This is a genomic window from Frankia canadensis (assembly GCF_900197875.1).
Classification (GTDB): domain Bacteria; phylum Actinomycetota; class Actinomycetes; order Frankiales; family Frankiaceae; genus Frankia; species Frankia canadensis.
In genome coordinates, this window is record NZ_FZMO01000118.1 from 1 (window position 1) to 11707 (window position 11707).

Below are 11707 nucleotides of genomic sequence, written 5' to 3' on the forward strand. Positions count from 1 at the left end.
TCGGCACATTCACCCAAGCCGTCTTCGTCCTGGAACAGGAAGGAATCTAAAAAAACCAACTTTGAAAATGCTCAATATCAACCTTGTGGTGCGCAACGACATGTCGGGTCTTCTTTCCACGAGCTGTTGCCGTCGAGGTCGAGGGTGTTGTAGGGGTCCTGGTGGGCGTAGTCGTAGGGGTTGTCGGAGCCGCCGGGTTCGGGGTCGGTCTGGAGGAACCGGCCAAGGGACGGCTCGTAGAGGCGGACGCCCATGAGGGTGAGGCCGGAGATGGTGTCGCGGCTGCCTTGTTTGGCGCCGAGCCAGCCGTAGCGGGGGTAGGCGGAGGAGGGGAAGTAGGGGCTGCCGACTCGGTGGACTCGGCGTGGCCTGCCGGGGAGGTGGCGGGGTGGTGTCGTCGACGGTGGCGACGACGTCGCCGTGGAGGCTGACGAGTTGCAGGGTGACGGCGCCGGCGTCGGTTTGGGTGGCGGCGAGGTCGCTGCCGATTCCGGTGATGTTCCGGGTCCAGGTCGAGCCGGCGCCGATCCACGCTGGGCTGTCCCCGGACAAGGTCGCGTAGTGGTTGATGCTGGTCGTGGAGCCGTGGAGCCGTCGGTCCAGGAGGGATTCGTCGGGCCGGGTCGAGCGCGTAGGTGCGCGTCGACGACCCGACCGTTTCTGAGGGCGACCAGGTCGTTCACGTAGTAGCCCAGGCTCGCCGAGCTGCCGGCCGGACGCTACACGGCGTCACCTCCGGCCTGCTGGACACACGAAAGATCGAGGCTAGTGATGCCAGGTCAGCACGATAAGGGGTTCCTCCTCCGAGGACTCCCAGAGTCCCGCTGTCAACACCGATCCCCTCGCCGCGTGAGATGGATCGCTGGTAACGGAGGAGCGATGCGCTTTCCAGGCCGACAGCGCGTCCGTGCCATCGAACCACTCCACGCGAGTCTTTTCGGGCAGGCCCCCGGGCCAGTAGACGAGCAACGGACAACCGCTGGCTGCAAGAGCTACAGCTCGTTTCCGCTTCATGCGCGTGCCGCGCCTCACGTACCTACGGCCGTCCGGCCCCACGACTGCACCGGCTTCGATGCCTTGCCACTGGTCGCGAGCCAGATCGTAATGCATGTTCGGACACTACGCCGCGCCCAGGAGATCGACCGGTCGACCATCGGTTGGTGTCCGCGGTGCGTTGTTTGGCGCCGCGCCAGCCGTAGCGGGGGTAGGCGGAGGAGGGGAAGTAGGGGCTGCCGAACTCGGTGGACTCGGCGTAACTTGCCGGGGAGCTGGCGGTGGTGGTGTCGTCGACGGTGGCGACCACATCTCCGTGGAGGTTGGCGAGTTACAGGGTGACCGTGCCGGTGTCGGTCTGGGTCGCGCCCAGGTCACCGCCGATGCCGGTGATGTTGCGGGTCAGGCCGAGCCGACACCGATCCACGCCGGACTGTCCCCGGACGAGGTCGCGTAGTGGTTGACGCTGGTCGTCGACCCGTCGGTCCAGGAACGGATCCGCCGGGCCGGATCCAACGCGTAGGTCCGCGTCGACGAGCCGACCGTCTCCGAGGCGACCATGTCATTCATGTAGTAGCCCAGGCTCGCCGAGCTGCCCGCTGGCGGATACGGATCCGTCGTCGTACGACCGAAAAGATCATAGGCGTACCCCGAGTTGGAGAGCCGATCCGCCTGATCATAGGAGAAGGAATATACCGCCGGCGATGTCGACGTGGAACAGGAACCGGCATCGCTGCCCCCGGCATCGGGGTAGCTCGAAAGGCCCGTCCGATTCGAGTCCGCGTCGTACGCATACACCCGGGTCGTGCACGACGCCGGACCACCATAACTCACCGTATCCGCCACCGACGTCAGGCGGTCCGACAGGTCGTAGCCCAACGATTTCGACGACGCTGGGGTCGAGTCGATCCGGACCTGGCCGTGCACCGAGTTGGCCTGGGCGAACGCGAGCCACGGGTTGCCGCCCATCGCGTAGGTGTGCGTGGTCGGCTCACCATTATCGTCGTAGCGGGTCGCTGCGACCAGACCGTTCGGATACGTCTCCGACGTCATCTTGTCGTCCGCGTTGTAACCCGCGGTGAACGTTGACGGGGCGGCACCAGCGCCGATGTTCAGGCTGGTGACCAGGCCACGGTTCTCACCGGTCGTGCCGTCATAGGTGTAGGTATCCCCGCCCCGTTTTACATGAGCCCGTGCATGAAAATCTGCACCGCCCCGGGCCTCTTGGCGCCCCGGGGCGGTGCAGATAGATCAGAACAACATGGATAGGGCATCTCAGCTTGATCTGTCAGGTCTTTGATCGTCCAGCGCCCCGCGACTGCGACTCTTCCTGCGCGCGAAATGTCGCAGCCCGATGGCCGCGGCGACTAGCAAAGAAATGCACAACCAAACAACCGCCGCCGAAACGTCCTTTTCGACGAAGTAACCTTCCAGTACCAAGGTGACAGAAACCGCCAAGGACGAGTGCAGCCCTTCATCGAGCCGAGGGAAGTTCCGCGCCAAAATACATCACTTCCTTTTGCATTAGGATTTGAAAGCCGACGTTACCTGTGATGACGACCTCGCACTTTCGGCTTTCTCTTCTGGACTCGGTCGAGTACTTTCCCTGAGTCCTTAGTGAGCGCACCCAGGGCCGCAGCCAAATAAAGATTGCGCGACGTCGGCCTATCGCCCGGGACGGCACCCGGGCCTGCGTGGAACGTCTACCCTGGTCGGCGGCACGTCGAGATCGGTGACGGCACCCCGCATCTCGCCCCCCCGAGGATCATGTCTACGCGGCCTGTCTCCCAAGCCTGACGGTGATCTGCACCCAGGACGTGCCGGAGTCGGTCTGGGTGGCGGCCAGGTCGCCGCCGATGCCGGTGATGGTGCGGGTCCAGGCCGAGCCGACACCGATCCACGCCGGGCTGTCGCCGGACGAGGTCGCGTAGTGGTTGGTGCTGGTCGTGGAGCCGTCGGTCCAGGAACAAATCCGCCGGGCCGGGTCGAGCGCGTAGCTGCGCGACGACGAACCGACCGTTTCCGAGGCGACCTGATGTGGTGGACCTCCGGCTCTCGCCAAGACCTTGGTGACGGATTGTAGGGTTCAGTGCGACAGCCGCCAAGTCGGGGTCGGTCGGCGTATGGTTCGCTCAGCCCGACGCGAGACCGGGATTTTTCGGCGGCGGGTGGCTGCCGGTCCTCCTAAAATTCCCTGGAAAGTCGCCCGCCGCCCTCGCCTCATGACACGCAGAGCGAAACAAGGTGGATCTTACATCTTATGTACACTACCGCCTTTCCTTGCGAATTCTTTCAGAGATGACGGTCGTAACCGCGCAGAATATGGGAGCAGTAATCAAGAGCGACCAGCGGCTGAACCCAGCTGCGACGATCGCCAAGACGAGAGCAGCGCCCACAGCGCCGATATATTTTGGCGACCTTAGAAGATGGAGGAGGATCTGCAAAGCTGTCACTATGGCCTCCAGTATCGACGGCGAGTCACCATTCTTCTCAAGATCCGCGATGCGCTACCTCTGAATCGAAGCGCCGCCGAGGCTCTCTGCACTACCCTGGAGGTATATTGTCCACCGGAATTCGATGCAGCCCCCACACCTGCCGCAGTGAGATAGCCGCCGCGCGTGTGACGACCTGCTCCGACCGCATAACTACCCGCACCCGCCCCTGCACCAATTCCGGCGGTAATGGCGTATCCAGCTACGGCGCCAGCACATATACCGGCTGTTGCGGCAGTGCATACAGCGCCGGCAACAAAAGCCGCGCCGGCGATTCCAACCTGGGCGATTCCACGCCAATGCCGCCGCAGCGGACGAATCACCTTATGAAGGGCCTTCTTCCACCATCTTTTTCCGTCGAGGTCAAGGGTGTTGTAGGGGTCCTGGTGGGCGTAGTCGTAGGGGTTGTCGGAGCCTCCGGGTTCGGGGTCGGTCTGGAGGAAGCGGCCAAGGGAGGGGTCGTAGAGGCGGACGCCCATCAGGGTGAGGCCGGAGATGGTGTCGCGGCTGCGTTGTTTCGCCCCGAGCCAGCCGTAGCGGGGGTAGGCGGAGGAGGGGAAGTAGGGGCTTCCGAACTCGGTCGACTCCGCGTAGCTCGCCGGGGAGGTGGCGGAGGTCGAGTCGTCGACGGTGGCGACCACGTCGCCGTGAAGGTTGGCGAGTTGCAGGGTGACGGTGCCGGTGTCGGTCTGGGTGCCGGCGAGGTCGCCACCGATGCCGGTGATGTTACGGGTCCAGGCGGAACCGACACCGATCCAGGCCGGGCTGTCCCCGGACGAAGTCGCGTAATGGTTGGTGCTGGTCGTCGACCCGTCGGTCCAGGAACGGATCCGCCGCGCCGGATCCAACGCATAGGTCCGCGTCGACGAACCGACCGTCTCCGAGGCGACCAGGTCGTTCACGTAATAGCCCAGGCCCGCCGAGCTGCCCGCCGGCGGATACGGATCCGTCGTGGTACGACCGAAAAGATCGTAGGCGTAACCCGAGTTGGTGAGCCGGTCCGCCTGATCATAGGAGAAGGAATATACCGCCGGGGTGGTCGACGTGGAGCAGGATCCGGCGTCGCTGCCCCCGCCGTCGGGGTAGCTCGACAGGGCCGTCCGGTTGGAATCGGCGTCGTAGCCGTAGATCCGGGTCGTGCACGACGCCGGGCCGCCGTAGCTGACCGTGTCGGTGACCGCGGTCATCCGCCCGGACAGGTCATAGCCGACGAACTTCGTCGACGCCGGAGTGGAATCGATCCTGACCTGGCCAAACTGCGAGTTGGTCTGCGCGAACGCCAGCCACGGCGTCCCGCCCTTGGCGTAGGACAGTGCGGTCGGCTCGCCGTTGTCGTCATAGCGCGTCGCCGCGACCAGGCCGTTCGGATACGTCTGCGATGTGATCTTCCCGTCGGCGTTGTAACCCGCGGTGAACGTTGACGGAGCCGAACCGGCGCCGACGTTGAGACTCGTGACCAGACCGCGGTGCTCACCGGTCGTGCCGTCATAGGTGTAGGTGTAGGTGCCCTTGCCGTCCCCGGAGGTCGAGATGCGGCCGTCGATGTCGTAGGCGGTCGAGGAGGTGTTGCCGTCGGCGTCGGTCTGCGAGGTCACCCGGCCCCACGAGTCATAGCCCGTCGTCAGCGTCACGCTGTTCGCGGTCGTCGTGGTCGGAAGCCCGGTCGAGGCATCGAAGCCGAACGTCGCCGTCGGCAGTGCCGTGCCGCCGTCGGCAGCTGGGCTCGCCGCATACGCCTCCGAGGTCTTCCGGCCGGCGCTGTCGTAGGTGGAGGTGGTCGTCCGGGTCGTCGAGTTGACCGTCTCGACCTCGGTCAGCGTCTGGTTCAGGTTGTTGTAGGTGTAGGCCGACACCGGCAGCGGACTGCCGGAGGATGGCTGCGCCGCCGGGCCGGACGTGCACGCCAGACCCGTCCACGAGGCGTTCACACAGGCGCCGGAACCGGTCGCCGTGTAGTAGGAGGTGACGGTGGTGAACGCGTCGGTGCCGGCGCTGTTCGCCTTCGGCTGGCGGGACTCCACCGTGTTGCCCGCCGCGTTGTAGTAGGAGGTGCGCACGATGTCCGGCGTCGAACCACCGCCCATCCACGTGGCGACCGTCGTGGGTTTGCGCAGGTTCCACCCGGAGGTGGCGGCGTCCGCGCCGGTCTTCGCCTCGTAGCCGTTGACCGTCTTGCGCGGGTCGACGTCCGAACCGTCCGAACGGCGGGCCGTCGTGGTGACGGTCGTCGGCAGGCGGTAGGGCGTCGGCGAGGACGGCGCACCCTGGTCGTAGTCGGTGTGGACATGTTCGCGGGCCGAGTAGCGGGCCCCGCCGTTGTCGAAGATCTGATGCGTCGGACCGTAGGTGTCGGCGACCGACACTCCGTCGGCGGTGTAGACGGTCTGCTCGTCGAGGAGCTGGGAACGGCTCGCCGACGTCGTCAGCGCCGCCACCGTCGGATCGGTGTCCGCCGTCGGGGCCAGCGCCTGGTTGCGGTTCTCCGCGGACAGGGTGCGGATCGTGTTGCCCGCCGTGTTGTGCTCGGTGGTGGTGATCTGCCAGGCGCCGTTGCCGTAGGAGGCGCTGTTCACCTGGCGGCCGTCGGAGTTCAGGTAGGTCAGGTCCGCGTACGGCCAGTCCGACGACGACGGCGTCGCCGCGGGCACATGGTCGGCGGGGAACACCCCGGCGCCATACAGCGGCAGGTCGGTCTGCGCCCACCCAGCGGCCGCGGCCGCGGACAGGTCGATCGGCGCGCCCGAACCCGACACCGGCACGTCATAGGCGATGGTCTGCGTCGCCGTCTGCCCGCCCGGCGTCGGCCGGGACACCGTCGCGATCCGCCCCGAACCGTCGTAGGCCAGGGTCCAGGCCGCCTGCCCGGGTGGGGTGAGGGTGGCGAGCCGGCTCGCCACGTCGTAGGTGTAGGTGGTGGCGAGGTTCGTCCGCGGGTCCTTCGCCGACCGCAGCCGGCCGTTGGCGTCGTAGGCGTAGGCAGCGACCGTCACGGGGGCCGCGCCGTTGAGGGCGAGGGCGACCGCGCTGAGCCGGCCGGTGTAGTCACCCCACGTCGCCGGGTCGGTGCCGGTCCCGGTCGCGGTGGTCGACGACGCGTAGGTCAGTGCCAGCGCGCGGCAGCCCGCGACCAGCGTCGTGCACGACACCCCGGCCGGCACCGGCGCGAGGATCCGCGTCACCCGGCCGGACGCGTCGGTGGTGTACGTCGAGGTCGTGTTCGACCCCGGTTCGACGACCTGACCCACATGCCAGACGGTGGCCCCGCTGACGGTCTGGGACACGAAGACGGTCTTCGTCCCGTCCACATCGAGGTGGGTGAACTGGGTCGCGGAGTCCTTCGTCAGGGTGCTGCCGTCGACGGCGGCATCACCGACGCCGGTGTAGGCGTACGGGTAGGAGCCGCTGCCGGCACGGGCATACACATCCTGCACGCCGGTCTCGTCGGTCAGGGTGACGTAGCCGCCGGAGTCGGTGTTGTCGGTGAGGGTCCGGTCCGCGGCGCCGGCGTCCGGGCCGGGCATGCTCGCCGTCCACCCCGGGCCGAAGATGGCCGACGCGCTGGCGGGGGTCGGCGCGAGCGTGGTGAACGTCCGCCCGACCGTCAGGTCGCCGGTGTAGGCCGGCAGGGTCGCGTCCGTCGCGGACACCGCGTAGTCACCGGTGAGCAGCGCGACCGAGCCCGGGCCGACCTGCTGGGTGGCCTCGGCGTCGGCGAACGCGTGCCGCGCGTACTGGACAGTGTGCGCCGGCGCGCAGCTCACCGTGTTCGACGCGTCCCGGAAGCAGGCCTGGACCTGCAGTGGACCGTCGGTCGCCGAGGCCGTCAACGTCGTTGCCACATCCCACGTCAGCCTGTCGAACAGCCCGGAGCCGTTGCGGTTCATCGGCCAGGACGGATGCGTCGTCGTGCCGGCCAGCACCACGTCACCGGTCGGCAGATCGGTCCACGCGGCGCTGGTGTTCGTGCCCACGTGGTACTGGAACGTCACCTTCGTCTGGGCTGAGGGCGCCTGGCCCTCCAGCGTGGTGAAGCGCTGGACGCGGGCGCCCTCCGCCGGCCGGGCCAGAGCGCCGTTCCCGACGCCGAAGGCATAGGAGACGACCGGCGAGAGGTTGCCGGCCTTGTCCTTGGTGCGCAGGTAGAACGTGTGCAGACCGCCCCCCGGGGACAGCGACGCCGTGGTGGTGCCGGTCGTCTCGGTCGCCGGGGAGGGCTGGTCGAGACCGTAGAGGAACGACTGGGTGTCCCCGCCCGGCGAGGTCCAGGTGAACGTGCCCGACGTCGCCGAACCCCACCCGCCCGACGGCCAGACCGACGAGCTCACCGCGGTCGGCGCGGCGGGCGCGGTCGTGTCGACGGTGAGCGGGATCCACGATGACCAGGCCGTCGAGTAGTCGGTGCCGTCGAAGGCGCGCGCCCGCCACTCATACGACGTGCCATTCGTCAGCAGCCCAGACGGCACCGTCCAGTAGGCCGGGGAGTTCGACGGAGTGTTCGCCACCGACCCGCCGGTGATCTTCGTGGTGCCGGCCGAGTTCCACACCTCGAAGTCGACGCGGACCTGCCCGCCGTCGGGGTCGAACGAGGAGCCGGACAGCGTCGGGGTGGTGGTGTTCGTCAGCACCGTCGCCGGACTGCCACCGCACTGCGCCGAACACGGACTGGTGAACCGGCCCGCGACGGTACCGGGGTAGGAGTTGTAGGTGGTGGAGATGTGCGGGGCCAGGAAGGTGTCGCCGGAGTAGAAGTACTTGAACTGGTTGGCGTCCGACTCGCTGGGGGCGCGGATCGTCAGCGCCTCCGGCGACGGGGCGCCGTTGTGCGCCCAGGCGTCGACCAAGCCGGTGATATCGATGTTCGTGCCGCCGGAGCCCGTGCAGGAGCCGCCGTTGTTGAACGTGGCGTTACCCCAGGTGACGCCGTCGGCGGTGGGCTGACTGTTCCAGGTGGTACCCGGCCCCATCCCGCTGGCACCCTGCACGATCGTCGGCTCGACCGTGCAGGTCGCCGAGCCCGCCTGCCACAGGTTCAACACGGCCGAGGTGACATGCCGGTTCTTGATCGACGAGTCGTCGAAGCGCAGGAACGACCGGTTGACCGCCGCGCCGAGATAGTTCCCGACCCGAAGCTGGTCGCTCGTGTCGTAGTTCGTCGTCGGGTTGGCGTCGTTGACGTCGGTGTCCAGGTTGTCGGCCAGGGTCGCCGCCGGGTCGATCGTCACCGGGTACTGCCGAGCCGGGTCCGTCAGCCAGCCCTTGTCCGGCTTCAACGCCAGCGTCGGCGCCGCGGAGGTGCCCTCCAGCGCGGCATCGACACCGCGGGTGTGATCGGGCAGTTTGGCCCTCGGGTCGACGTGGGAATCCCACATCAGCGGAGCCGGCGAACGCGCCGTCACCTTCCCGCCGGCGGACAGGCGCAGCTCGCCCGACGCCTCGCGGGCCACTGTGAGGCCCTTGAGCCGCATCGGCAGACGCAGCGCCACCTGCGCGGCGGCCGGGGTGCGGGCCACGATCCGCACGTCATAGCCGGTCGCGACAACCTTCACGACCAGGTCCGTGTCGGCTGACACATCGTGGTAGGTCGCCGTGTCGCCCTTGAGCTCGGGCGCGGGCAGCGCGGTCGGCCAGCCGAAGGCGACGTCGCGGCCGGCGTCGGTCAGCGTCGCCACATCCCCGGCCGCCTTACCGCCCGCGGACAGCACGATGCCCGCCTTCGCGACCTTCGGCGTCACCTTGCCGTCCGCGAGGACCAGCGTCGGATCGACATCGGCCCAGCCGTCGCCGCGACGCACACGGCGGATACCCGAGTACGAGTCGACGGTGATCGTCCCGTCCGGGTTCACGAACGTCGACGTCGACTCGGAACGGGCATCCGTCACCTCGACCCGCCGCTTCTCCGCACGCGCCGCCAACTGCGCGGACACCAGATCAGGACGCTCCGCCGGACCAGACGCCGCCGCCGGATCCTGGCTGCTCGCGGGCGTCGCGGCACGCGCCGCACTGCCGCTGCCAGCCGGAATGAACTCGACGATCGTCACCGCCAGAACCGCGGCCAGCAACAACCCGAGAAGACGGGTGAACGACCTATCCGGACGCACGGGAGAAGCCCGCATCACGCCAACTCCGATCCACCGCACACGAAGGAATCCACCACACGGCTAGACGCGCGGCCGCCGAGGGGAACGACCGGCCGCGCGGACCACCGAAAATGACAGCGGTGGTGGTGGGCGGTACAGAAACGACCACCCGAGTTGCTGGGCTGTAGCGATGCGGCGGGTGACGGCCGTCGAAGACACTTACCCGGGTCGACTACTCTCCGCAAGGAGAGTCTCGGAGCTCCCCGGATTCTGGAAACGCTCCGTAAGCGCGGCGGCGAGTCTTCCCACGCGCAGAACTACTCCGAGCAAGTTCTATTACCTGGGTCACACAAAAGGGCGTTACATCGACGAAACATGCTCCCCACTTACGGCGCAAGGAGTAGACCCCTGATCGTTATGGGCAGCAGAGACCGCTTCCTGCACAAGGGATGACAGACCGCCCTGAGATATGCCAAAGTGCTTCCCCGGGACAGGCGGCAAAGGGGATGCGAGGAACCGGTTCCGCTTCCATCGCCGACCATTCCTGCCGTCCGCCGTCCGCCGTCCGCGCGTTCAGGGCGGACGGCGGATAGTGCCGTAAAGATCGACGGAATAGCGCAGGTCATGGGCGCTTCACGGCCCGTTTCCGGTGTCTCTTCCACTCGACTGCACGTATTGGCGGGGCCCGGCGGAGAGGGCCTGCGGAGGAACGCCCAGCACCATCCTTGCGCTCTCACGAGGGAGGCACGCGGCATGAGCAGGCACCGGCGAGCTCCGGCCGTCCGCCCGCGTCATCGCGCCCTTCCCGCCGAGGTGAACGCCTCCGGTCGCCACCGGCTCACGCGCCGACGGGGGCGGGACGTCTCCCGGCGACCCCGGTCTGCCGTGGCCGGCGTGATCGCCGCCATTCCGATGACCATCGTGCTCGCGCTCGGCTGCGTCGCGGCCGGCGTCGTCCCCCACCCGGCGACCGCGACGGTGGCGGGAGCGGGTGCCTCGACGCCCGACGTGCCGGCTGGAACGGTCGCGCACCCGCCCACGCACGACTACGACGTCGACCTGCCCCCGCTCATCCCCGCGGTCAGGCCGACCCCGTCCGGCAGCGCGGGCCCGTCGCCCTCCCCCACGGCGTCACCGAACGCCGGTTCCCCCGGTTCAGGGCCGACCACCGGCTCTTCCGGCGCGGGAGCGAACACCGGGGGTTCGCCGTCGGTGGTGTTGCGCGCGGCGGACCGCCAGATCCCAGGCCGGATGCTGCTCGCCTACCACAGGGCCGAGTCCCGCCTGTCCACCGAACGGCCGCGCTGCCACCTGCGCTGGCAGCTGCTCGCCGGCATCGGCCGGGTCGAGTCCGGTCATGCCCGCGGCCGCGCCGTCACCCCTGACGGCACCCTGACCAGCCGCATTCTCGGCCCCGCGCTCGACGGCCACGACGGCCGCGCGCTCATCCGCGACACCGACCACGGTCGCTTCGACGGTGACCTGCGCTTCGACCGCGCCGTCGGGGCGATGCAGTTCATCCCCAGCACCTGGCGGACCTCCGGCCGCGACGGCTCCGGCGACGGCCGGGCCGACCCGAACAACATCGACGACGCCACCCTCGCCGCCGGCGGCTACCTCTGCCACGGCGGACGCGACCTCGCCGTCACCGCCGACCTGCACGCCGCGATCTACAGCTACAACCCGTCGGCGAGCTATCTGCGCGCGGTCCTCGCCTGGGCGGCCGGCTACACGACGTCGGGGGTCCTGTCCGGTCCGACCATCCTCGCGGCGCCGCACCCGCCGGCCCACCCGCTCGTCACGCTGCCGGCGCACGACGCGGCGCCGCACAGCACTCCGAGCCAGACGCCGACCCCGACGCACAGCGCACCCGGATCCGGGCCGGACCGCGACCCCGACGCCGAACCCACCGCGACGCCGACACCCGCTGGCACCCCGGCGCCTGCGCCGCGCCCGAGTCGCTCGCCCTCCCCGACAGCGCCGACGGGCTATCCCGCCGAGTACCGGGCGTCGGGGACGCCACGCCCCCGCGTCGCCGCGTCGACCGCGGCTAACCCAGCCGCGTCCCCCGTGGCGGCCACGCCCTCCGAGCCCCTGCTCGTGATCAGCATGACCCCCACCGACGGCACCGGCTCCCCCCGTGGC

At 68.6% G+C, this 11707-nt stretch carries 5 protein-coding genes; 1 reads left to right on the forward strand and 4 read right to left on the reverse strand.

Translation table 11 applies throughout. From position 1 onward, the window contains the following. Nucleotides 1-77: 77 nt before the first annotated feature. The 4 genes from C1A33_RS37420 to C1A33_RS12220 form a co-directional block, all read right to left on the reverse strand. Nucleotides 78-683, reverse strand: a complete 606-nt coding sequence (locus C1A33_RS37420) for an RHS repeat-associated core domain-containing protein (RefSeq protein WP_279354620.1) — start codon at nt 681-683, stop codon at nt 78-80. Nucleotides 684-1395: 712 nt separating this feature from the next. Then, nucleotides 1396-2046 carry a hypothetical protein gene (locus tag C1A33_RS35695; RefSeq protein ID WP_207770276.1) on the reverse strand — a complete coding sequence of 217 codons (651 nt, stop codon included), beginning with the start codon at nt 2044-2046 and terminating at the stop codon, nt 1396-1398. A 718-nt stretch (nt 2047-2764) separates the two neighbouring features. Next, nucleotides 2765-3055 (reverse strand): hypothetical protein, encoded by a 291-nt coding sequence (locus C1A33_RS12215; protein ID WP_101831641.1) that lies wholly within the window; start codon nt 3053-3055, stop codon nt 2765-2767. A gap of 390 nt (nt 3056-3445) precedes the next feature. After that, on the reverse strand, nt 3446-9598 hold the full coding sequence (locus C1A33_RS12220) for a DNRLRE domain-containing protein (protein ID WP_243407460.1): 6153 nt from the start codon (nt 9596-9598) through the stop codon (nt 3446-3448). 858 nt (nt 9599-10456) lie between these two features. Between C1A33_RS12220 and C1A33_RS12225 the strand changes: the two genes are divergently transcribed. Further along, a partial coding sequence (locus C1A33_RS12225; protein ID WP_243407461.1) for a lytic transglycosylase domain-containing protein occupies nt 10457-11707 on the forward strand: 1251 nt, incomplete at its 3' end.

Coding starts and splice junctions, on each gene's coding strand:
- C1A33_RS35695 (WP_207770276.1), bottom strand. CDS start 2,046: ATGACGTCGGAGACGTATCCGAACGGTCTGGTCGCAGCGACCCGCTAC.
- C1A33_RS12220 (WP_243407460.1), bottom strand. CDS start 9,598: ATGCGGGCTTCTCCCGTGCGTCCGGATAGGTCGTTCACCCGTCTTCTC.